This window comes from Halomonas sp. DP5Y7-2 (assembly GCF_019802025.1).
Classification (GTDB): domain Bacteria; phylum Pseudomonadota; class Gammaproteobacteria; order Pseudomonadales; family Halomonadaceae; genus Halomonas; species Halomonas litopenaei_A.
Genome location: NZ_JAHVHY010000004.1, coordinates 272,434 through 293,945 on the forward strand (window position 1 = coordinate 272,434; position 21,512 = coordinate 293,945).

At 60.7% G+C, this 21,512-nt stretch carries 17 protein-coding genes and 8 tRNA genes; 20 read left to right on the plus strand and 5 right to left on the minus strand.

Annotation, left to right across the window (positions count from 1 at the left end; all coding sequences use genetic code 11):
• Window positions 1-8 precede the first annotated feature (8 nt).
• Window positions 9-1,433: a cytochrome-c oxidase, cbb3-type subunit I gene (gene ccoN / locus KUW18_RS07955; RefSeq protein ID WP_222162702.1), complete on the minus strand. Its 1,425-nt coding sequence runs from the start codon at window positions 1,431-1,433 to the stop codon at window positions 9-11.
• Window positions 1,434-1,598: 165 nt separating this feature from the next.
• On the opposite strand from ccoN, the gene KUW18_RS07960 reads away from it, so the two are divergent.
• The 10 genes from KUW18_RS07960 (at window position 1,599) to KUW18_RS08005 (ending at window position 10,825) form a co-directional block, all read left to right on the plus strand.
• A complete protein-coding gene (locus tag KUW18_RS07960) occupies window positions 1,599-2,309 on the plus strand; it encodes an alpha/beta family hydrolase (protein WP_222561139.1) in 711 nt (236 codons plus the stop codon).
• 218 nt (window positions 2,310-2,527) lie between these two features.
• Window positions 2,528-2,603 (plus strand) — tRNA-Val (locus tag KUW18_RS07965).
• Window positions 2,604-2,643: 40 nt separating this feature from the next.
• A tRNA-Asp gene (locus tag KUW18_RS07970) sits at window positions 2,644-2,720 on the plus strand.
• A gap of 28 nt (window positions 2,721-2,748) precedes the next feature.
• A tRNA-Asp gene (locus KUW18_RS07975) sits at window positions 2,749-2,825 on the plus strand.
• 64 nt (window positions 2,826-2,889) lie between these two features.
• A tRNA-Val gene (locus KUW18_RS07980) sits at window positions 2,890-2,966 on the plus strand.
• A 3-nt stretch (window positions 2,967-2,969) separates the two neighbouring features.
• A tRNA-Asp gene (locus tag KUW18_RS07985) sits at window positions 2,970-3,046 on the plus strand.
• 322 nt (window positions 3,047-3,368) lie between these two features.
• Window positions 3,369-5,381 (plus strand): NADPH-dependent 2,4-dienoyl-CoA reductase, encoded by a 2,013-nt coding sequence (locus tag KUW18_RS07990; protein WP_222561140.1) that lies wholly within the window; start codon window positions 3,369-3,371, stop codon window positions 5,379-5,381.
• 412 nt (window positions 5,382-5,793) lie between these two features.
• Window positions 5,794-7,716 carry a PrkA family serine protein kinase gene (locus KUW18_RS07995; RefSeq protein WP_206941388.1) on the plus strand — a complete coding sequence of 641 codons (1,923 nt, stop codon included), beginning with the start codon at window positions 5,794-5,796 and terminating at the stop codon, window positions 7,714-7,716.
• Between the two features lie 63 nt (window positions 7,717-7,779).
• On the plus strand, window positions 7,780-9,078 hold the full coding sequence (locus KUW18_RS08000) for a YeaH/YhbH family protein (protein WP_222162705.1): 1,299 nt from the start codon (window positions 7,780-7,782) through the stop codon (window positions 9,076-9,078).
• Window positions 9,079-9,259: 181 nt separating this feature from the next.
• A complete protein-coding gene (locus tag KUW18_RS08005) occupies window positions 9,260-10,825 on the plus strand; it encodes a SpoVR family protein (RefSeq protein ID WP_206941386.1) in 1,566 nt (521 codons plus the stop codon).
• A gap of 120 nt (window positions 10,826-10,945) precedes the next feature.
• Here the strand turns inward: KUW18_RS08005 and KUW18_RS08010 are convergent, their stop codons facing one another.
• Complete coding sequence (locus KUW18_RS08010) at window positions 10,946-11,260, minus strand: high-potential iron-sulfur protein (RefSeq protein ID WP_206941385.1); 315 nt, start codon at window positions 11,258-11,260, stop codon at window positions 10,946-10,948.
• Window positions 11,261-11,575: 315 nt separating this feature from the next.
• Here KUW18_RS08010 and KUW18_RS08015 point away from each other — a divergent pair, with 315 nt between their 5' ends.
• The gene (locus KUW18_RS08015) at window positions 11,576-11,851 is read left to right on the plus strand and encodes an Lrp/AsnC family transcriptional regulator (RefSeq protein ID WP_206941383.1); all 276 of its coding nucleotides are present in this window, start codon (window positions 11,576-11,578) and stop codon (window positions 11,849-11,851) included.
• A 69-nt stretch (window positions 11,852-11,920) separates the two neighbouring features.
• The gene (locus KUW18_RS08020; RefSeq protein WP_315899942.1) at window positions 11,921-12,793 is read left to right on the plus strand and encodes a DNA/RNA non-specific endonuclease; all 873 of its coding nucleotides are present in this window, start codon (window positions 11,921-11,923) and stop codon (window positions 12,791-12,793) included.
• Between the two features lie 123 nt (window positions 12,794-12,916).
• Here the strand turns inward: KUW18_RS08020 and KUW18_RS08025 are convergent.
• The 3 genes from KUW18_RS08025 to KUW18_RS08035 form a co-directional block, all read right to left on the minus strand.
• Window positions 12,917-13,003 (minus strand) — tRNA-Leu (locus KUW18_RS08025).
• A gap of 76 nt (window positions 13,004-13,079) precedes the next feature.
• Window positions 13,080-13,166 (minus strand) — tRNA-Leu (locus KUW18_RS08030).
• 74 nt (window positions 13,167-13,240) lie between these two features.
• Window positions 13,241-13,327, minus strand: a tRNA-Leu gene (locus KUW18_RS08035).
• Window positions 13,328-13,567: 240 nt separating this feature from the next.
• Here KUW18_RS08035 and rnr point away from each other — a divergent pair.
• The 8 genes from rnr (at window position 13,568) to KUW18_RS08075 (ending at window position 21,046) form a co-directional block, all read left to right on the plus strand.
• Window positions 13,568-16,000, plus strand: coding sequence for a ribonuclease R (gene rnr, locus KUW18_RS08040; RefSeq protein ID WP_206941382.1), 2,433 nt, complete (start codon window positions 13,568-13,570; stop codon window positions 15,998-16,000).
• A 143-nt stretch (window positions 16,001-16,143) separates the two neighbouring features.
• Window positions 16,144-16,848, plus strand: coding sequence for a 23S rRNA (guanosine(2251)-2'-O)-methyltransferase RlmB (gene rlmB, locus KUW18_RS08045; RefSeq protein ID WP_242520778.1), 705 nt, complete (start codon window positions 16,144-16,146; stop codon window positions 16,846-16,848).
• A 293-nt stretch (window positions 16,849-17,141) separates the two neighbouring features.
• On the plus strand, window positions 17,142-17,513 hold the full coding sequence (gene rpsF / locus KUW18_RS08050; protein ID WP_206941380.1) for a 30S ribosomal protein S6: 372 nt from the start codon (window positions 17,142-17,144) through the stop codon (window positions 17,511-17,513).
• Between the two features lie 45 nt (window positions 17,514-17,558).
• On the plus strand, window positions 17,559-17,786 hold the full coding sequence (gene rpsR, locus KUW18_RS08055) for a 30S ribosomal protein S18 (RefSeq protein ID WP_016853668.1): 228 nt from the start codon (window positions 17,559-17,561) through the stop codon (window positions 17,784-17,786).
• A gap of 11 nt (window positions 17,787-17,797) precedes the next feature.
• Window positions 17,798-18,649 carry a hypothetical protein gene (locus KUW18_RS08060; protein ID WP_206941378.1) on the plus strand — a complete coding sequence of 284 codons (852 nt, stop codon included), beginning with the start codon at window positions 17,798-17,800 and terminating at the stop codon, window positions 18,647-18,649.
• 16 nt (window positions 18,650-18,665) lie between these two features.
• A complete protein-coding gene (gene rplI / locus KUW18_RS08065) occupies window positions 18,666-19,112 on the plus strand; it encodes a 50S ribosomal protein L9 (protein ID WP_206941376.1) in 447 nt (148 codons plus the stop codon).
• Between the two features lie 159 nt (window positions 19,113-19,271).
• Complete coding sequence (gene dnaB / locus KUW18_RS08070; protein WP_206941375.1) at window positions 19,272-20,660, plus strand: replicative DNA helicase; 1,389 nt, start codon at window positions 19,272-19,274, stop codon at window positions 20,658-20,660.
• 92 nt (window positions 20,661-20,752) lie between these two features.
• The gene (locus KUW18_RS08075; RefSeq protein WP_206941374.1) at window positions 20,753-21,046 is read left to right on the plus strand and encodes a hypothetical protein; all 294 of its coding nucleotides are present in this window, start codon (window positions 20,753-20,755) and stop codon (window positions 21,044-21,046) included.
• The last annotated feature ends 466 nt before the right edge of the window (window positions 21,047-21,512 follow it).

The following is a 21,512-nucleotide window of genomic DNA, read 5'->3' on the forward strand; positions in this document are numbered from 1 at the left end:
TCATTGACTCAGGCGGTCTGTGGCAGGGGAGCACCGCTCTTGGCGGAACCCTTGACGGTCATCGCGACATTGACGGCCATGATCAGCATGCCGGTCACCCAGAACAGACCGCCGATCAGGCGCACGATGTAGCCGGGGCCGCTGGCCTCCACGGTCTCGACGAAGGTGTACATCAGCGTGCCGTCGGCATTGATGGCGCGCCACATCAGGCCCTGCAGGATGCCGTTGACCCACATGGCGGCGATGTACAGCACGGTGCCGATGGTGGCCAGCCAGAAGTGCACTGCCACCAGCTTGACCGAGTACATCTCGTTCTGACCGAACAGGCGGGGGATCAGGTGATACATCGAGCCGATGGTGATCATTGCCACCCAGCCCAGCGCTCCCGCGTGGACGTGGCCAATGGTCCAGTCGGTGTAGTGAGACAGGGCATTGACGGTCTTCACCGCCATCATCGGCCCTTCGAAGGTCGACATGCCGTAGAAGGACAGGGCGACCACCAGAAAGCGCAGCGTCGGATCGGTACGCAACTTATGCCAGGCGCCCGACAGGGTCATCATGCCGTTGATCATGCCGCCCCAGGAGGGGGCCAGCAGGATGATGGACATGACCATGCCCAGGGATTGGGCCCAGTTAGGCAGCGCGGTGTAGTGCAGGTGGTGCGGGCCGGCCCACATGTACACCATGATCAATGCCCAGAAATGGACGATGGACAGACGGTAGGAATAGACCGGGCGCTCGGCTTGCTTGGGCACGAAGTAATACATCATTCCCAGGAAGCCGGCGGTCAGGAAGAAGCCCACCGCGTTGTGTCCATACCACCACTGCACCATGGCATCGATGGCCCCGGAGTAGAGGGAGATGGAGTAGGTGGCGGTGACGGGAATGGCCGCGCTGTTGACGATGTGCAGCACCGCCACCGTCAGGATGAAGGCGGCGAAGAACCAGTTGGCCACGTAGATGTGCGAGGTCTTGCGAATCTTGACCGTGCCGAGGAACACGATGGCATAGGATACCCAGACGACGGCGAGCAGAATGTCGATGGGCCATTCCAGCTCGGCGTATTCCTTGACCTCGGTGAGGCCCAGGGGCAGGGTGGCGACGGCGCAGAGGATGACGGCCTGGTAGCCCCAGAACGTAAAGGCAGCCAGCTTGTCGCTGATCAGCCTTACCTGACACGTGCGTTGGACCACATAATAGGAGGTCGCGAACAGCGCGGATCCGCCGAAGGCAAAGATGACTGCGTTGGTGTGCAGGGGGCGAAGCCGACCAAAGCTTGTCCAGGGCAAGCCAAGGTTGAGTTCCGGCCAGACCAGTTGGGCAGCAAGTATGACACCGAGGGCCATGCCCACGATGCCCCATACCACCGTCATGATCGAGAACTGCCGGACCACCTTGTAGTTGTAGGTCGGATGTTCAAATGCTGTGCTCATGATCAGGTTCCCATCGATCGCGTAAAGGGGACGATCCCCCGGCCATAGTGCCTACCCAGCGGCAGTCTCAGAATGATGCAGATCAACAACCATTCAGAATTCTAGACCAGCACGGCTAGGGCTGGCACTTAGCCACTGGTGGCAGTGAACTTTGGAAATTTGTCCATGTCTGAAAATCTTTTATCCGACATTTTTGGTCAGGAATTGCGCCGGCAAAGCCCGTTTCACGGAGAACATCACGGGCAATGGGAGGGCATTGGACCCTGCATCCTGGCGGGCCCTGCCAGTGACGACCTACTTCTTTTGACGCATGGTGCAGGCGCTGGGCACGATTCACCCTTTCTGGTCGCCTGGCGCAAGGCGCTGGCCGACGCCGGAGTGGCGACCTTGTCAGTGGAGTTCGCCTACATGCGCCAGATGAAGGCGCTTGGGCGCCGGCGCCCGCCGCCCAAGGTCGATGTTCTGGTCGATGAGCTGCGCACCTGGCGTGACGTTTTGTCGCATAGCGTGCCTGGCCGCCTATGGCTGGGGGGCAAGTCCATGGGTGGGCGTGTGGCGACCCTGCTGGCGGCCGAGGAGACGGCACCTGGAGTGGTGGTAGCGGGTTATCCCTTTCACCCCCAGGGCAAGCCCGAACGACTTCGCCTGGCGCACTGGCCTCGCCTCAAGTGTCCAACGCTGGTGCTGCAGGGCACCCGAGATCCGTTTGGCACCCTCGAGCAAGTGCAAGGCTATGATTTGCCCGAGGTGGCCACCGTCGAATGGCTGGAGGACGGTGATCACGACTGGCTGACCCGGCGTGCCAGCGGCGTGACACGAGACGAACTGATGCAGCGCGCGGCAAAATGCGCAGCAACGTTGATGCAGGTGAATTGAGGCCGCTACGGTCAGGGGGATGGGTCTCGCCATTTTTTTTACGGCTGTTTTGGCTCGTTGCGGAGGGCCGCTGAATCTCGTGAGCCCTTGTGCCGCCTGCGTTTCCGCCCAAGTCGATGAATGCACGGGCAAAATAGGCGACAAAAAAAACGAGAAAGATGGTTTGACCGCGTTGACATCCCCCCGATGTTCTGTAGAATGCAGCGCCACGTGACCAGGGGTGGTTAGCTCAGTTGGGAGAGCACCAGCCTTACAAGCTGGGGGTCACAGGTTCGAACCCTGTACCACCCACCATCACCTTGGTGATGGCTGGACACGTAGAGTTGTAGACGTTGGACCGGTAGTTCAGTTGGTTAGAATGCCGGCCTGTCACGCCGGAGGTCGCGGGTTCGAGTCCCGTCCGGTCCGCCAACGTCACTTCTCGAATCGTCATCAATGTGGACCGGTAGTTCAGTTGGTTAGAATGCCGGCCTGTCACGCCGGAGGTCGCGGGTTCGAGTCCCGTCCGGTCCGCCACGATGACACGCCAAAGTCGATGAGCTCCAGGAAACTTGAGGCATCGCACCGTGTGAAATGATGTGGGTGATTAGCTCAGTTGGTTAGAGCACCAGCCTCACATGCTGGGGGTCACTGGTTCGAATCCGGTATCACCCACCACGCGGACCGGTAGTTCAGTTGGTTAGAATGCCGGCCTGTCACGCCGGAGGTCGCGGGTTCGAGTCCCGTCCGGTCCGCCATTTCGCTCGACCCAGCACACGCTGGAAAAAAGTCCGGTCACGTTGCCGGCAGTTATTCCGAAAAGCCCCGCTGCTTCTGCAGCGGGGCTTTTCTCGTTATGGGTCCCCTCAAGGCGTTTACACCACACTGACGCTATGGGCTAGCCCATGGCGCTGGCGGGGTTCGCATCGTGTCGCTGCTTTTTGCCTTTCTGGGGTGGCGAGGATTGACTCGCTATCATACAGTTGTTTGAAAATAGCCGTAGACTGGCTGCCCTGATGCAGTGCCAGTTCCGGACCTCACGACAACAAGATTGCAGCCAAGGCTGCCAAGGACCGCGCCGTGACCGCCTATCCCCACCTGCTGGCCCCACTGAGACTGGGGCACCTGGAATTGCCCAATCGCGTGTTGATGGGCTCCATGCATACCAATCTGGAAGAGGCGCCGCAGGGGTTTTCCCGTCTGGCCGCCTTTTACGCCGAACGTGCTCGCGAAGGCGTGGCGCTGATCGTGACTGGTGGCATTGCACCGAATGCGGAGGGCGCCGTTTTTCAGGGGGCGTCGCAGTTGACCTCGGTTGAGCAGCTCGATGATCACCGCGGTGTTGTCGAGGCGGTACATGCACAGGGGGGCCGCATCTGCATGCAGATTCTGCATGCGGGGCGCTACGCGTATTCACCGGAGTTGGTAGCCCCTTCGGCGCTGCAGGCTCCCATCAACCCCTTCCAGCCGCGAGCGCTCAGTGACGATGAGGTCGAGCAGCAGATCGAGGACTACGTGCGCTGCGCGCGTCTGGCGCAGCAGGCAGGCTATGACGGCGTCGAGATCATGGGCTCCGAGGGCTACCTGATCAATCAGTTCATTTGCCGCCGAACCAATGTGCGCGAGGATCGCTGGGGGGGCAGCTTCGACAATCGCTGTCGCTTCCCGCTGGAGATTCTGCGCCGCGTCCGTGCGGCGGTGGGAGAGCGTTTCCTGTTGATCTACCGACTGTCGATGATCGACCTTGTGGAGGACGGAAGTACCTACGACGAGGTCATTGCGCTGGGCCAGGCGGTTGAGGCGGCCGGTGCCAACGTGATCAACACCGGCATCGGTTGGCATGAAGCGCGAGTCCCGACCATCGTGACCAGCGTCCCGCGAGCCGCTTTCACCGAGGTGTCGCGACGCATGAAAGACGCCGTCTCGATCCCGTTGATCACCACCAATCGCATCAACATGCCGGATGTGGCCGAGCGGGTGCTGCGCGACGGACATGCTGACATGGTGTCCATGGCGCGTCCGCTGCTGGCGGATTCGGCATGGGTGAGCAAGGCGAGGGAGGGGCGTGCTGCCGAGATCAATACCTGTATCGCCTGTAACCAGGCCTGTCTCGACCATACGTTCCAGGGCAAGCTGACGTCCTGTCTGGTCAATCCCCGCGCCTGTCATGAAACGGAGCTGACGCTTGAACCCGCTGACCAGCCAGTGTCCGTGGCGGTGGTGGGTGGTGGTCCTGCAGGGCTCGCCACGGCAGTCAGTGCCGCGCAGCGTGGGCACAGGGTTACCCTGTTCGAACGTCAGCCAATCCTGGGTGGGCAGTTCAATTTTGCGCGCCGCATTCCCGGCAAGGAAGAGTTTGACGAAACGCTGCGTTACTTCCAGGTGATGCTGGACAAGCTGGAAGTCGACGTCAGGCTCTCCTGCGAGGCGGGTGTCAACGATCTCCTGGCCTTCGATCGTGTGGTGCTGGCCAGCGGCGTCAGACCCAGACCGTTGGCGTTGCCCGGCAGTGATCATCCTAGTGTGATGAGTTACGCCGAGGCCATCGATGCTCCTCAGCGTGTCGGGCGCCGGGTGGCCATCATCGGCGCTGGCGGTATCGGTTTCGATGTGGCGGAGTTGCTGACCCATACGGCTCCTGGTGATGACCCGTTGCAGGATTGGTGCGACGAGTGGGGGGTGGATCTTGAGGTCAGCACGCCAGGGGGGCTGAAGCCGGCCCGCCGGCCGCAGTCGCCACGACAGGTCTACTTGCTTCAGCGCAAGACGTCCAAGCCGGGCAAGGGGTTGGGCACCACCTCAGGTTGGGTGCACCGGGCATCCCTTCGTCATCGAGGTGTGACCGCGATGGCTGGCTGCGAGTATCGGCATATCGATGATCAAGGGCTGCACCTGAGCGTCGAGGGCGAGCCGCGTGTGTTGGAGGTGGATACGGTCGTGGTGTGTGCCGGTCAAGAATCGGTGCGCGAACTCGTGGCGCCCCTCGAGGCGGCGGGTGTCGCTGTCTCCATCATCGGCGGTGCCGATGAGGCGGCCGAACTCGACGCCAAGCGTGCCATTGACCAGGGGGTGAGGTTGGCGGCGTCCTTCTAGAGCCGTCATTCTGGTGGCGTCGGGCCAGCCCATCAGGATCTGGCTCGCGCCCCAGGCAAGCGTGATGAAAATTACTTAAGAAGTGTGCCGTTGTGTGCAATTTTGGTGGCTGCGGCAAGATGGCGCGGTAGACAGTGACGAGCCCCGTGATCAAGCGGCGGGCGTCGCTTTCACGGCTAGTGAATACCTCGCTTATCATGTTCATGGTCCCTCTTACGCCGAATTTCGTCTGGACAACGAAACGCTTCTGCTGGCAAGAGTTCTTATAGGTAAGGACGCTCAGCGTTGAAGACCTGCACATCGTTTTTGGCTAATGCTGTTCTACGCTGAGAGTACCCACTCGTGACTGGCGCTGGCTGACGGGAAAGGCCTGAGAGCCAAGAGCGAGTCCCGGGCATCACAGGAGGCATCGATGAGCATCTTCGACCACGTGCAGAACCGCTTCGCTCGCGTCCAGCAGGAAGAAATGTCCCTGCAGGAATATCTGGAACTCTGCCGTCAAGACCCTTCCGCCTACGCCAGTGCGGCTGAGAGAATGCTGGAGGCCATCGGTGAGCCTGAGGTGATTGACACCGCCAAGGACCCGAGACTGGCGCGAATCTTCTCCAACAAGGTGATACGTCGGTATCCGGCGTTCAGTGAGTTTCACGGCATGGAGGAGGCCATCGAGCAGATCGTGGCCTACTTCCGTCACGCCGCCCAAGGGCTGGAGGAGAAAAAGCAGATTCTCTACCTGCTTGGCCCCGTGGGGGGCGGCAAGTCATCCCTGGCCGAGCGCCTCAAACTGCTGATGGAGCGTGTGCCGTTCTACGCCATCAAGGGGTCGCCGGTGCACGAGTCTCCGCTCGGGCTGTTCTCGCCAGAGGAAGACGGAGAGCTGCTCGAGAAAGAGTATGGTATCCCCGCTCGCTACCTGCGCAGCGTGATGTCGCCCTGGGCCGCCAAGCGGCTGAAGGAGTCCGGCGGTGATATCTCGCAGTTCCGGGTGGTCAGGCTGTACCCCTCGCGCCTCAACCAGATCGCCATCGCCAAGACCGAGCCGGGTGACGAGAACAACCAGGATATCTCGTCCCTGGTGGGCAAGGTCGATATCCGCCAGCTGGAGATGTATTCCCAGGATGATCCTGACGCCTACAGCTTTTCCGGAGGATTGTGCCGGGCCAATCAGGGCTTGATGGAATTCGTCGAGATGTTCAAGGCGCCCATCAAGGTGCTGCACCCCCTACTGACGGCGACCCAGGAAGGGAACTACAACCCCACCGAGGGCATGGGCGCGATTCCCTTCGATGGCATCGTGCTGGCGCACTCCAACGAGAGTGAGTGGCAGGCGTTCCGCAACAACCGCAACAATGAGGCGTTCCTCGACCGCGTCTATATCGTCAAGGTGCCCTATTGCCTGCGGGTGTCCGAGGAAATCAACATCTACAAGAAGCTGCTGGAGCATTCGTCGCTCAATGAGGCGCCCTGTGCACCGGATACCTTGCGCATGCTCGCCCAGTTCTCGGTGCTGTCGCGTCTCAAGGAGCCGGAAAACTCCAGCGTCTACTCGAAGATGCGGGTCTATGACGGTGAAAACCTCAAGGACACCGATCCCAAGGCCAAGTCGATTCAGGAATATCGCGACAGCGCCGGCGTCGATGAAGGCATGGATGGTCTGTCCACGCGCTTTGCCTTCAAGATCCTGTCCAAGGTCTTCAACTTCGACAATCACGAGGTGGCGGCCAACCCGGTGCACCTGTTGTACGTGCTCGAGCAGCGCCTTGAGCAGGAGCAGCTGCCCAAGGAGACCTTCGAGCGCTATCTGCGCTATATCAAGGAGTACCTGGCGCCGCGCTATGTGGACTTCATTGGCAAGGAAATTCAGACCGCCTACCTGGAGTCCTACTCCGAGTATGGTCAGAACATCTTTGATCGCTATGTCACCTATGCGGATTTCTGGATTCAGGACCAGGAGTACAGGGATCCCGAGACCGGCGAGCTGTTCGACCGCCAGTCGCTTAACGATGAGCTGGAAAAGATCGAGAAGCCGGCGGGCATCTCCAATCCCAAGGACTTCCGTCACGAGGTGGTCAACTTCGTGCTGCGGGCGCGTGCCCAGAACAACGGCATGAACCCGGGGTGGCAGTCCTACGAGAAGCTGCGTGGTGTCATCGAGCACAAGATGTTTGCCAACACCGAGGAGTTGCTGCCCGTTATTTCCTTCAATGCCAAGGCGTCCTCTGCGGATATCAAGAAGCACGAGGATTTCGTGGCACGGATGAAGGATCGAGGCTACACCGAGAAGCAGGTGCGCCTGCTGTCGGAGTGGTACCTGAGAGTGCGCAAGTCGCAGTAGCCGTGAAGGCGCCGGGCCAGGCCCGGCGCCGGACACCCTTGTCGACTGCGCCCAGGAGGTCCCATGACCTACTTCATCGATCGACGAGCGAACGCCAAGAACAAGAGCGCGGTCAATCGCCAGCGCTTTCTTGACCGCTATCGCACCCATATCAAGCGCTCCGTCGAGGAGGCCGTCAACCGTCGCTCCATCACCGATATGGAGCGAGGCGAAAAGGTTTCCATCCCCAGTCGCGATATCTCCGAGCCAGTGTTCCAGCACGGCAGCGGTGGGCGACGTTCGATTGTCGCACCCGGTAATCGCGAGTTTCAGGAAGGTGATCGCCTGCGTCGCCCAGACGGCGGGGGCGGTGGTGGCGATGGCAGTGGAGAGGGTGGCGCCTCCAACCAGGGGGAGGGCATGGATGAGTTCGCCTTCACCCTGACCCGGGAGGAGTTCCTCGAGTTTGTCTTCGATGGCCTCGAGTTGCCCCATCTGGAGCGCAAGCCGCTGGTGGATGTGGAAGAAGTGCGCCCCGTGCGCGCCGGGGTCTCGAGAGATGGCGTGCCGGCTCGGATCAACATTGTGCGTTCGATGCGAGAAGCTCAGGCCCGTCGAATTGCCATGCGTGCACCGATTCGTCGCGCGCTGCGGGAAGCTCAGGAAGCGCTGGAAGTCGAGGAGCGCAAGGATCCCGTGCTCAAGAATCCCGCTCGCATCCAGGAGTTGAAGGCCGAGATCGAGCGCCTAGAGCGGCGTCTGGAGGCGGTTCCCTTCATCGATACCTATGATCTTCGCTACAACCATCTGATCAACCAGCCTCAGCCGTCCAGCAAGGCCGTGATGTTCTGCGTCATGGATGTATCGGGCTCGATGACCCAGGCCCACAAGGATATCGCCAAGCGCTTTTTCCTGCTGCTCTACCTGTTTCTCGAGCGCAGCTACGAGCGGGTCGAGCTGGTCTTTGTGCGTCACCACACTGCCGCCAAGGAAGTCGATGAGGAGGAATTCTTCTACTCACGGGAGACGGGCGGCACCATCGTTTCCAGTGCGCTCACCCTGGTCGACGAGATCATCGACAAGCGCTATCCCCCCGGCCAGTGGAACCTGTACGTGGCCCAGGCATCGGATGGCGATAACTGGGACGATGACTCGGTCAACTGTCGGGAGCTGCTGACCAAATCGCTGATGGGGCGCCTGCAGTACTTCACCTATGTGGAAATCACGCCTCACGCTCACCAGGCACTATGGGAAGAATACGAGCGGGTCGAGGCCGCCTATCCCGACCGCTTTGCCATGCGTCAGATTGTTGAACCCGGGGACATCTATCCGGTGTTCCGGGCCTTGTTCAAGCGCCGTGCGGACAGTGCGGCAAGGGGGTAGGCAGGCGCAGGTCTGCCCTACGGCGGCAGCGGGACTGGCAAAGGGGAGCACGGTGAAGGGCGTGCCGTGTGTTGAAGCACCTCGCCAGGTAAACCCCTAGCCACAGCCGTGTCTTGCAAGCGGACTCCCTTGCAAGCGAAGCATGTTGGACGAGCAGCGCCTTGGACGAAGAGGAATTGCCATGACCGCCTTGACCAAACGTCACGCCAAGCCCATTGCGACCGGCTCGGACTGGAGCTTCGACGACCTGACCGAGTTCGAGGCCGAGATCGCTCGGCTTGCGGACGAGTATCGACTGGACACCTACCCCAATCAGATCGAGATCATCACCACGGAGCAGATGATGGACGCCTACGCCAGCGTGGGCATGCCTGTGGGCTACCATCACTGGTCGTTCGGCAAGCAGTTCCTGGCCGTCGAGCAGGCCTATCGTCGTGGGCAGATGGGGCTGGCCTATGAGCTGGTGATCAACTCCGACCCCTGCATCGCCTATCTGATGGAAGAGAACACCCTGATGATGCAGGTACTGGTCATGGCGCATGCCTGCTACGGCCATAATTCCTTCTTCAAGGGCAATTATCTGTTTCGGACCTGGACCGATGCCTCTTCGATCGTCGACTACCTGGTGTTTGCCCGCAAGTACATCAGTCAGTGCGAGGAGCGTCACGGTGTGCAGGCCGTCGAGCAGTTGCTCGACGCCTGTCACGCGCTGCAGAACTATGGGGTGGATCGCTACAAGCGGCCGTCTCCGGTATCGCCGGAAGAGGAGGCTCGTCGGCAGAAAGAGCGTGAAGACTATCTCCAGGCTCAGGTCAATACCCTGTGGCGGACAATCCCCATGGGTGACGCCGGCATCGAGGTGCCGCCTGTGTCTTCCGACGATGACCCGCTGGGGCTGCACGGCGGCGGGCGTTATCCCCCCGAGCCACAGGAAAATCTGCTGTACTTCATCGAGAAGAATGCACCCTTGCTGGCGCCCTGGCAGCGGGAGGTCGTGCGAATCGTGCGTAAGCTGGCCCAGTACTTCTATCCTCAGCGGCAGACCCAGGTCATGAATGAAGGGTGGGCGACGTTTTGGCACTACACGCTGATGAATCGGCTGTTCGATGAAGGGGCCGTGGACGAAGGCCTGATTCTGGAGTTTCTGCAGTCCCATACCGCCGTCGTCAGTCAGCCCGCCTTTGACAGCCCTTACTACAACGGGATCAACCCCTATGCGCTGGGCTTCGCCATCTTCACCGACCTCAAGCGCCTCTGCGAGTCTCCGGATGACGAGGACCGGGAGTGGTTTCCGGACATTGCGGGAAGCGACTGGCGCGAAACGCTGAATTTCGCCATGCGCAACTTCAAGGACGAGTCCTTCATTCAGCAGTTTCTATCACCCAAGGTGATTCGTCAGCTCAAGCTGTTCCAGGTGGTCGATGATGATCAGGAGGACATGCTCGAGGTGGCAGCGATTCATGACGAGCGGGGCTACCGGCGGGTCCGTGAGGCGCTGTCCGCGCAGTACGCCCTGTCGCTCAGGGAGCCGAATATTCAGGTGTTCGAGGCCGATATTCGAGGAGATCGTTCGCTGACACTCAGGCACGTGCAGGATCAGCGGCGTCCGTTGGCGCGTAGCGTCTACCCTGTGATCCGACACCTTCACCAGCTATGGGGCTTTCCGGTCAAGCTGGAGTCCTTCGATGGTGATGAAGTGGTGCGACGTTACCAGTGGCCGCTGCCGGACAGCGAAGAATCCGCCTGACGCCGACAGCAGATAACCGACACGCCGCCGCAAAGTGATGCTTTGCGGCGGCGTGTTTTCTTGCCTGCTTTCCTCCTGCCTTCTTTCTTCTTGCTTAGTACCGGACCTCGGCACGCAGCCTTATGGCTTGGCCGTCCAGGATTGGCACCATCCGCCTGGGGCGACGCTATTCTGCGGGAATAGCTGGCAGCCCTCGGTTTCGGCATTGAAGAACATGCAGTTCGAGCAGAGCTCTCCGTCTTCGTAGGCGGCATTGCCGCTGGCATCGCTGGCCTTTTCGACGTATCCCAGAGCCTTGGCCTGGGCATTGTCGGTACTCAGGCGAGGCAGGCTCTGCGCCAGCGCAGTGCGAGACAGGACACCAGCACCCAGCGGCAGAGCGGCGATGCCCAGCAGACTGGTGCGCAGGAAGGCACGACGGCTGTGCTTGGTCATGGGGACTCCTCATTGTCGGAAGATGAGCGTCATACGGTCATGGTCAGGCCCGCGATGGGCCGGTCTTGGTGAGTCAGGATGCCTTGGCAGCCTGCTCCTGCGCTCTTGATGGCGCTGCCTTGCAAGATTAGCTAAGCCGTTGAGCCTTGGCGAATCGTCTCGTTGTGAGTGCGGCAATCCGCCGCGAAAAAAGCGGTCCGCGCAGTCGGCGGTGCAGGTGGTGAGGAGGCGCTGATATACTGCGTTGCCAAACCACCATGTTTAACATCCGCGTCCTGAGTCGTTGGCGTGGAGCGATGGGAAAGGAGCGTGATCATGCAGAATGCTGTGATTCTGATCAATGCCGAGAAAGGGCAGGTCAAGGCGGTGGCCGAGCGTCTGGCCGAGGTGGAAGGGATCAGCGAGGTCTATTCGACCTGCGGTCGCTATGATCTGGTGGCCATTGCCCGTACACGGGATTTCGAGAGTCTGGCGGAGCTGGTCACTGGACGCCTGAATGCAGTAGAAGGCATTGCCGACACGGAAACGCTCAATGCGCTTCAGGTGCACTCGCGCCACGATCTGGAAACCATGTTTTCGTTGGGTTGGTAAGGGCAGGCCCTGCTGATCATTGTTCGTCCTGACCATTGTTCGTCCTGACCATTGCCAACAAGGAAGTGTGTGGATCTCTCGCTTGATCGTCTGATACCTCGGCCGCGGCATTTCCTGGCCTCGCTGGCCATCGCCGTGCTGGGGGTTGTCCTGTGGTACTCCACCGAGCAGGGCTATCGCGACCGCATGAGCTGGATGGGGGTGACCGAGTGGGCGGAACCGTCCACGCTGGCGTTCACCCGTGTGCTGCGTAATGAAGGGTACCTGCTGGGATGGTCTGATCTGCGCGTTGGTGCGCTGTGGGCGAGCTATGAACTGCGGCAGTCGGCGGATCACCGGGTGGGGCCTCGCCCCGGCTTCAAACAGGATTGGCGAACGCTGTGGCCCGTCAGCACGACCAGCTACGCTGGCAGTGGATATGACCGTGGGCACCTGGCTCCCAACTATGCCATGGCCAAGGTCTGGGGGGAGCAGGCTCAGCATGACAGCTTCCTGATGAGCAACATGATGCCGCAGAAGCCTGCCCTCAACCGTCAGCTATGGCAGCGCCTGGAAGAAGTCGTGATGGACCATTTTCTGCCGCGCTTCGGTCGCCTGCAGGTCATCACCGGGCCTGTCTATGCAGAAACCAGAGTCAGCGATCTCTCCCTGGATCGACTGCTGGATCGCGTCAGCTTTGTGGAGGTGCCAATCGGCTTCTACAAGGTGGTGGTGGTGCCCGGAGAGACTCCTCTGGCAGTCGCTTTTGTGATGCCCCAGAACGTGCGTGGAGATGAATCGCTGTCTCGCTATCTTGTCAGCATCGACGAGGTGGAAGCGATCACGGGCCTGAATTTCTTTCCGCGGCTGGGCCCGCAGGAAGAGGCGGCCTGGGAGGCTCGTGCGGGGGTGGGCGACTGGGCGCTGTCTCAGGTGGCTGAGTTGCCGTCGCGTTTCGATTGAGCGACGGGCTAGGGACTAAAGACCGGGTGCTAACACGCTGGATGCTGGAACGGCAGGCACAAAAAAACCGCGACGGGGCGCGGATTCTTGTTGGATCTGTCTGATCCTGTTGCTGCATGACATTGGTGCCCAGGAGAGGACTTGAACCTCCACGTCCGTAAGGACACTAGCACCTGAAGCTAGCGCGTCTACCAATTCCGCCACCTGGGCATGTCATGTTGTGTGCTCGTGATCTACGTTATCTGCTCGGCCTGTGTTCATCGATGCATGCCGCAGCATGTATCGTTGGTGCCCAGGAGAGGACTTGAACCTCCACGTCCGTAAGGACACTAGCACCTGAAGCTAGCGCGTCTACCAATTCCGCCACCTGGGCGAACACGTGCGCTTTGCCGATAACGATGTATCAAAGAGCGTGACGATCTCCATCGTCGTGATCCCGAAGGATCTTGGTGCCCAGAAGAGGACTTGAACCTCCACGTCCGTAAGGACACTAGCACCTGAAGCTAGCGCGTCTACCAATTCCGCCATCTGGGCAAGTGGCGCGTATGTTACCGAAACTTTGGCATATTGCAAGCCTTTTGCGTCGCTGCTGGGAGAAAAAAACGTCGTACTGATGGCGCAAGCTCTGTATCCGGAGGCGCTTATGGTTGGGTGACGGCGCTGCTGGCGCTATACTGCGCGCATGTTAAGAGACAATTTCGAAAAGACCGCACGCTCGCGCCCGGGTGGCGGCGCACTCCTGCCGTCCTCGCCCCTGTCAAGGATGCCTTCCGCATGAACCATTGGACGCTCGACGCCGACGAACACGCCAGCCGCGAAGCCCATAAGTACGACAAGCCTGCTCCCTCCCGTGAATATCTGTTGAATCGACTCGAGGAAATCGGTACGCCGACGACCCACGAGGCGATGAGCGATCAGCTTGGCCTGGATGATGAAGACCTTCGAGAAGCGGTACGCCGGCGCCTCTCCGCCATGGAGCGAGACGGCCAGGTATTGCGCAATCGTCGGGGCGCCTATGCGCTGATCGATAAGCTGGACCTGATCAAGGGTAAGGTGCTGGGTCATCGCGACGGCTTTGGATTTCTGGTCCGCGATGATGGCAAGAAGCCTGACCTGGTCATGCCTCCTCGGCAGATGCGCCGAGTGTTTCACGGTGACCATGTGCTGGTGCGGGTCAGCGGGCGTGACCGTCGTGGTCGCGACGAGGCGACGGTGGTGGAAGTCATCGCGCGCAACACCCAGACGATCGTTGGCGTCTATCGGGAGAACACGCCTGAGTTCGGCGTGCTGATTCCCGAGAACAACCGCATTACCCAGGAAGTCATCATTCCCCACAGTGCTTGCGCTGGAGCGCAGGACGGGCAGGTCATCTCGGCGCGTATCGTCAAGCAGCCGGAGACCCGGGTCCAGCCTGTCGGGGAAGTGATCGAGGTGCTGGGTGAGCGCATGGACCCCGGGATGGAAATTGATATTGCGCTGCGAAGCTACGAGATCCCCTCTGAGTTTCCGCCGGATGTCATCGATCAGATCGCCAGCATGTCCGCTGAGGTAGCGGAGGACGACAAGCTTCATCGCATCGACCTGCGCGACAAGCCGCTGGTGACCATCGACGATGAAAGCGCCAAGGACTTCGACGACGCTGTCTGTGCCTACAAGACGCGTTCCGGAAGCTGGAAGCTGCTGGTGGCGATTGCCGATGTCTCGCACTACGTGCGTCCCGGCAGCCCGCTGGACCAGGAGGCCATTGCTCGGGGCAACTCGGTGTACTTCCCGGGGCAGGTGGTGCCGATGCTGCCAGAGCTGCTGTCCAATGGGCTCTGCTCGCTGAACCCTGACGTGGATCGACTGGCGCTGGTCTGCGAGCTGAACATTTCCAAGACCGGCGCGATCAGTCGCTATCGATTCTATGAGGCCGTTTTCCGCTCGCACGCCAGGCTGACCTACAACAAGGTGGCAGCCATTCTCCAGGATGACGGAGAAGAGGGCGATGCGCTGCGACAGCAGTACAAGGCGCTGGTACCGTCGCTGAAGAACCTGTACAGCCTGTATCAGCTGTTGCGAGAAGCGCGCACCGAGCGGGGCGCCATCGACTTCGAGACCACCGAGACCGCGATCGTCTTCAACGACGAACGCAAGATCGAGAAGATTGTGCCGCGCTCGCGCAACGATGCTCACAAGATCATCGAGGAATGCATGCTGGCCGCCAACGTGGCCACCGCGCGCTTCCTGGACAAGCACGACCTGCCAGCGCTTTACCGGATTCACGAGCGGCCATCGCCGGAACGCCTGGACAAGCTGAGGCTGTTCCTGAACGAGATCGGCATGTCGCTAGGTGGCGGTGATGAGCCCACGCCTCAGGACTATCGCGACCTGGCCGAGGCCATCAAGGGCCGTGACGATGCGGACATCATTCAGACAGTGATGTTGCGCTCCATGAGCCAGGCGGTCTACTCACCGCACAACGAAGGGCACTTTGGCCTGGCATATCCGGCCTATGCCCACTTTACTTCGCCGATTCGCCGCTACCCCGACCTGCTGGTGCATCGCGCCATTCGCTCGGTCATCCGCGGTCCGCGCCAGACCAATACCGTGTTGCGGGCCGAGGGTGCGCCGGTGGAGCCGCCGACCAAGTGGTGCCCCTACACCTTCGAGCAGATGCTGGAGCTGGGGGAACATTGCTCGATGACAGAGCGTCGGGCCGATGACGCCACTCGCGACGTGGAGGACTGGCTCAAGTGTGAGTTCATGTCCGACAAGCTCGGTGAGGTCTACGACGGAACCATCGCCTCCGTCACTCAGTTCGGTATCTTTGTGCGGCTGGATGATGTCTACGTCGAGGGGTTGGTGCACGTCACCTCATTACCTTCCGACTATTACCACTACGAGCCGGAAAAGCATCGCCTCAAGGGCGAGCGCACGGGAACCAGCTACCGTCTCGGCGACGGGGTGACCGTTCAGGTGGCGCGGGTCGACCTGGATGAGCGCAAGATCGATTTCGAGATGGCCGATGACAAGCCACGTCCTCGGCGTGCGCCGCGCAAGCGTCGTGGCGAGCCTGCGAGCAAGGCCAGCGAGACCGGTCAAGCCAAGGCCGGCAAGCGTGGCAAGGATGGCGCCTCGTCCGAGGCCGAGGCGCCGAAGAAGAAGGGTGGGCGTCGTCGTCGTGGCCCTCGGCGCAATGCGCGTGGCAATGGCCATAAGGGGTAACGCCAGCGTGATCTGTTTACAGGAGGGTCTGCGTGGCCAAGCATGAATCCAAGCGTCAACGTCAGCGTCAGCCACGGGGTGGTTCTGGCGCCGCGGCGCCCGCAGGTCTCGATGGCGTCTTTGGCGTGCATGCCGTCCGGGCCATGTTGGATCGCGGCGAATCCCCTCGCGAGCTGTGGCTGCAGGAAGGTGAAGCGGGCCGACGCTTGCACGACCTGATCGAGCTGGCGCGTCAGCGTGGGGCACGTGTCAAAGCGGTGCCCCGAGACGAGCTGGACCGCCTCTCCCAGGGGGCTTCCCATCAGGGAGTCGTCGCTTTCTGTCCGCCGTTGGCACCGGAGAGCGAGGAGTCGCTCTGGCATAAGCTGAAGGCATGGCCGCTGGAAACACCGCCGCTGCTGCTGATTCTTGACGGGGTCACTGACGTGCACAACCTGGGAGCGTGCCTGCGCAGCGCCGACGCCGCTGGCGTGCATGGGGTGCTGGTGCCCAAGGACAAGTCGGCGCCGCTGAATGCCACGGTGCGCAAGGTGGCCTGTGGTGCTGCTGAAAGTGTGCCGGTGTATCAGGTGACCAACCTGGCGCGGGCCATGGCGCGGCTGAAGGAAGAGGGCGTGTGGATCACCGGAACGGCGGGCGAAGCCGAAGGCAGCGTCTTCGAAGCGGATCTGCGCGGCCCGACGGCGCTGGTCATGGGGGCTGAAGGCAAGGGCATGCGCCGCTTGACCCGCGAAGCCTGTGACACGCTGGTCAAGCTGCCGATGGCCGGGGCGGTCTCCAGCCTCAACGTCTCCGTTGCTACCGGTATCTGCCTGTTTGAGGCAGTGCGACAGCGTTCATCGTCCTGATAGTGGTAGATAGGGATGGTAGGGAGGGTGGAGAGAGGTGGTAGAAAGAGGTGATAGAAAGAGGTGACAGAGAGAAGCGCTAGCAAGACCGCCTGTCCTCGCCACCTGGCTAAAAGAGAGGAAAGTGATGTTCAGGTTGCATCACGCCTCTTGACTCCGTAGAATCCATGCGCCCGTGCGTTCTGCGCGGGACAGGTTATTTGTTATTCACTCCTTGCTTCCCCCGGCGTCGAGCGATGTTCTTGACACCCGCTCAGGCCCCTGCGGAAGCTGCCAAACCGAAAGGAGAATCCATGCGTCACTACGAGATCGTCTTCATGGTCCACCCGGACCAGAGTGAGCAGGTTCCGGCCATGGTCGAGCGCTACACCAGCATCGTCACCGAGAACTCCGGTACCGTTCACCGTCTCGAAGATTGGGGTCGCCGTCACCTGGCCTACCCGATCAACAAGATCCACAAGGCCCACTACGTGCTGATGAACGTTGAGTGCAGCGGCGAGACTCTCGAGGAAATCGAGAACATCTTCCGTTTCAACGACGCCATCATCCGCAGCCTGGTGGTGCGCTGCAAGGAAGCCATCACCGAAGCGTCTCCGATGATGAAGCCGGTGGAAGAGAAGCGTGCCCGTCGCGAAGAAAAGCCGCGCACCGCTGAATCCGCCTAAGCCGCGCATCGCTAGTTCTGCAACGCACGTATAAGGAGTCTTTCCATGGCACGTTTTTTCCGTCGCCGCAAGTTTTGCCGTTTCACCGCTGAAGGCGTGAAGCAGATCGACTACAAAGATCTGGACACCCTGAAGGCCTACATCACCGAGACTGGCAAGATCGTTCCCAGCCGTATCACCGGTACCAAGGCCCGTTACCAGCGCCAGCTGTCTACCGCGATCAAGCGCGCACGCTACCTGGCTCTGCTGCCCTACACCGACAGCCACCAGTAAGTCATCAACCGATGCTGCCTGTCGCCCGATGGTCGATGAAAGGGACGCCCCAGGCGGCGCTGGTCGCCCTGGTGGCGTCTGCGGTGCCCTGGCTGTTCTGGTTCGGCGCCGCTATCGCCGCTCTGGTGACGCTGCGCAAGGGCATGGCGCCGGCGTTGCCGGTGATTGCTGCCGCAGCGGTTCCTGCGGGCTGGTGGTGGACGCAAGGGGATCCGATTCCTCTGGCGACGACCTTGCTGGCGCTGTTGATGGCGGTCGTGCTGCGCTCTCGCATGCGCTGGAGCGAAGCACTGATCCTGGGGTCTCTGGCGGGCGCGGCGATGATCCAGATCGGGGTGTTTCTGCCCCGGACGGACACCGCCCTGATGCTGGATCAGCTGCGTCAGAGCTCGTCCGAGGTAGCGGCCATGCTCGACGAGCTGGCGGCCCAGGGCGTCGACCCCACACAGCTGGCCGAGCTGGTCATCAGCGGGGTCACCGGCCTGGTTGTCATGCTGGCCTCCGTGGCTTGCCTGGCACTGGCCCGTAGCTGGCAGGCGGGACTCTACAACCCCGGTGGTTTTCGGGAAGAGTTCCACGCCATGCGGCTCAGCCCTCGGGAGCTGATTCTGCTGGTGGTGCTGGTGATTGCTGGCTCGCTGCTTGGACTGCCTGGCATCGGCATGCTGGCCTGGATACCGCTACTGATGGCGGGCATCGGCCTGACACATGGTGTAGTTGGACGTAAGGGAATGAACGGGTTGTGGCTGGTCGCGTTCTATCTGCTGCTGATCACCACCTGGCCCATGATTCTCATCGTGCTGGTTGTGGCCTTGATCGACACCTTCGCGGATTTCCGCGGTCGTCTAGGTCACAGCAACTGACATAGAGGTTTACGAGATGGAAGTCATTCTGCTCGACAACATTGGCAAGCTGGGCGGTCTTGGTGACAAGGTCACCGTCAAGCCTGGCTACGGCCGTAACTACCTGGTGCCTTACGGCCTTGCCGTGCCGGCCACCAAGGACAACATCGCTGCTTTTGAAGCACAGCGCGCCGAGCTTGAAGCCCAGGCCGCTGAGCGCAAGGCCGAGGCGGAAGCCCGCGCCGAGCAGCTCAACGATATCGAGCTGTCTCTGGTCGCCAAGGCCGGTGACGAAGGCAAGCTGTTCGGTTCCATCGGTCCGCGTGACCTGGCGGAAGCGATCTCCAGCGCTGGAATCGATGTCGCCAAGAGCGAAGTGCGTATGCCGGAAGGCCCGATCCGTCAGACCGGTGAGTACGACATCGTGCTGCACCTGCACGCTGACGTCGACGCCGCTGTGCGCGTGGTGGTGGTGGCCGAATAAGGTCATCTCCCACGGCAACAGCAAGGGCGCGGGAGTGATATCCCGCGCCTTTTTTTATGCCCGCGATCCGCGGAGCTACGGTCTTGCGAGAGGGTGGAGATCGGCTAGACTGGAAGCCCTTTACCGACCGGCAGTACATGTGTTGCGAGAGACAAGCAGATGAGTGACGTCCAGACCATCGATCAGGAAGCCGCAGCGCTCAAGGTTCCGCCCCACTCGGTCGAGGCCGAGCAATCGGTGCTGGGTGGTCTGATGTTGGACAATCAGGCCTGGGACAGCATCGCCGACCGCCTGGTCGCCGATGACTTCTATCGCTATGAACACCGTCTGGTGTTCAACGCCATGGTGGCGCTGGCGGAGTCCAGTCGCCCGCTGGACGTGGTGACCCTGTCCGAGGCGCTGGAGGCTCGCGATCAACTCGATACCGTGGGTGGACTGGCGTACCTGGCGGAGCTCGCCCGCAATACGCCTTCCGCCAGTAATATCCGCGCCTACGGTGATATCGTTCGCGAAAGGGCCACCCTGCGCAAACTGATTCAGGCAGCCAACCAGATCGCCGATGGCGCGTTCAGCCCCAACGGTCGTCCCGCTGACGAGCTGGTCAACGAGGCCGAGCGTCTGGTGTTCCAGATCAGCGAAGATCGCCCCAAGGCCGGTGGTCCCATCGGTATGAGCGAACTGCTGACTAAGGCCGTCGATCGAATCGACGAACTGTTCAATATGAAGGGCGAGATGACCGGTCTGTCGACGGGTTTTCGTGACCTGGATGACATGACGTCGGGCCTTCAACCTTCTGACCTGGTCATTGTGGCCGGTCGACCCTCCATGGGTAAGACCACCTTTGCCATGAATCTGGTAGAGCATGCGGTAGTCTCCAGCGACAAGCCGGTCATGGTGTTTTCCATGGAGATGCCGGCAGACTCGATCATGCTGCGTATGCTGTCGTCACTGGGTCGTATCGATCAGACTCGCGTGCGTTCCGGTCAGCTGGAAGACGAGGACTGGCCGCGGCTCACCTCCGCGGTCAACCTGCTGAAGGACAAGCAGCTGTTTATCGATGACACCGCAGCCTTGTCCCCCAACGAAATGCGCTCGCGAGTTCGTCGAGTCGTGCGCGAACACGGCAACCTGGCGATGATCATGATCGACTATCTGCAGCTGATGCAGGTGCCAGGGTTCGGTGACAACCGTACCGGTGAGATCTCCGAGATATCACGGTCTCTCAAGGGGCTGGCCAAGGAATTCGGGTGCCCGGTCATTGCCCTGTCGCAGCTCAACCGTTCCTTGGAGCAGCGACCCAACAAGCGCCCGGTGATGTCGGATCTGCGTGAGTCCGGGGCCATCGAGCAGGACGCCGACCTCATCGGTTTCGTCTATCGTGATGAGGTCTACAATCCTGATAACCCCGATAACAAGGGGCTGGCCGAATTTATCATCGGCAAGCAGCGTAACGGTCCGATCGGCGCGGTTCACATGGCCTTTATCGGCAAATACACCCGTTTCGAGGATCTTGCACCAGATAGCTACGGCGACACCTTCGGTGAATAGGCCCTGCGCAAGAGGTGCGGCTTGAGCTGAACCGGTGGACTCGTATAATGCCGCCCCTTGCACTCTGTAACCCGACTCTGGAGGACCCTGACATGGCAGGTGGATTTCGACGCGGCAATCGGCGCCGCGCGCCCAAGCTGGAAGCCCGAGGTGAGCTGACTTCGGTGGAACGTGAAGGTCCTTTCAAGGAATGGCTGGGCATGCCCGATCTGTACCGTTACCACCTGGTGGTGGACGGCGTCGACTACAGTTATCAGACAGAAGATGCCGAACTTCCGGTGGCTGTAGGGGATAAGGTGGTCTTTCGTTACAAGGAAACCAAGGCAGGGAACTGGGTCGACAGAAATTCCCTGGGCAAGGCGATCGATCCTTCCGAGTATCAGTAGGCGTCGGGACAGCAGTAGGGTGACGCTGTAGCGCATGACAGGCTGGCCTGTTGGGCGTCTGGTTGCCCGCGAGGCCACCGAAGGGGTGGCCTTTGCCTGGTGTGTTCTCGTTCCTTCGCCTCTCGCCTCTCGCCTCTCGCATCTCGCATGTCTGAGTTTGGTGTCTTCTGCATTCTCTTTCTTCTGTTCCTTCTTCCCTCTGTCCGCTCGTCGCTGTGCGCGCTTCCCTTGCTGCGTCACTTTTCGCTCTAGCCCTTTCTTTTTACTGAGTGTCTTGACGGTATGGAGCTGTCTTCTGCTGGAGCGTGCTTGATTGCATCGCGCAGGGAACGGCAGGTGTGTATCCAGGTCAGAGAAATTATTGTTAGCGTAACCAGAATGTCACTCTCCATCGTCAGGCTGTGCCATGATCAAACCGTCGCACCGTCCATCGCGCTAGTGTCGAGCAGTCTGTGAGACGATGACC

Coding starts and splice junctions, on each gene's coding strand:
- ccoN (WP_222162702.1), bottom strand. CDS start 1,433: ATGAGCACAGCATTTGAACATCCGACCTACAACTACAAGGTGGTCCGG.
- KUW18_RS07960 (WP_222561139.1), top strand. CDS start 1,599: ATGTCTGAAAATCTTTTATCCGACATTTTTGGTCAGGAATTGCGCCGG.
- KUW18_RS07995 (WP_206941388.1), top strand. CDS start 5,794: ATGAGCATCTTCGACCACGTGCAGAACCGCTTCGCTCGCGTCCAGCAG.
- KUW18_RS08000 (WP_222162705.1), top strand. CDS start 7,780: ATGACCTACTTCATCGATCGACGAGCGAACGCCAAGAACAAGAGCGCG.
- KUW18_RS08005 (WP_206941386.1), top strand. CDS start 9,260: ATGACCGCCTTGACCAAACGTCACGCCAAGCCCATTGCGACCGGCTCG.
- KUW18_RS08010 (WP_206941385.1), bottom strand. CDS start 11,260: ATGACCAAGCACAGCCGTCGTGCCTTCCTGCGCACCAGTCTGCTGGGC.
- KUW18_RS08015 (WP_206941383.1), top strand. CDS start 11,576: ATGCAGAATGCTGTGATTCTGATCAATGCCGAGAAAGGGCAGGTCAAG.
- rnr (WP_206941382.1), top strand. CDS start 13,568: ATGAACCATTGGACGCTCGACGCCGACGAACACGCCAGCCGCGAAGCC.
- rlmB (WP_242520778.1), top strand. CDS start 16,144: ATGTTGGATCGCGGCGAATCCCCTCGCGAGCTGTGGCTGCAGGAAGGT.
- rpsF (WP_206941380.1), top strand. CDS start 17,142: ATGCGTCACTACGAGATCGTCTTCATGGTCCACCCGGACCAGAGTGAG.
- rpsR (WP_016853668.1), top strand. CDS start 17,559: ATGGCACGTTTTTTCCGTCGCCGCAAGTTTTGCCGTTTCACCGCTGAA.
- KUW18_RS08060 (WP_206941378.1), top strand. CDS start 17,798: ATGCTGCCTGTCGCCCGATGGTCGATGAAAGGGACGCCCCAGGCGGCG.
- rplI (WP_206941376.1), top strand. CDS start 18,666: ATGGAAGTCATTCTGCTCGACAACATTGGCAAGCTGGGCGGTCTTGGT.
- dnaB (WP_206941375.1), top strand. CDS start 19,272: ATGAGTGACGTCCAGACCATCGATCAGGAAGCCGCAGCGCTCAAGGTT.
- KUW18_RS08075 (WP_206941374.1), top strand. CDS start 20,753: ATGGCAGGTGGATTTCGACGCGGCAATCGGCGCCGCGCGCCCAAGCTG.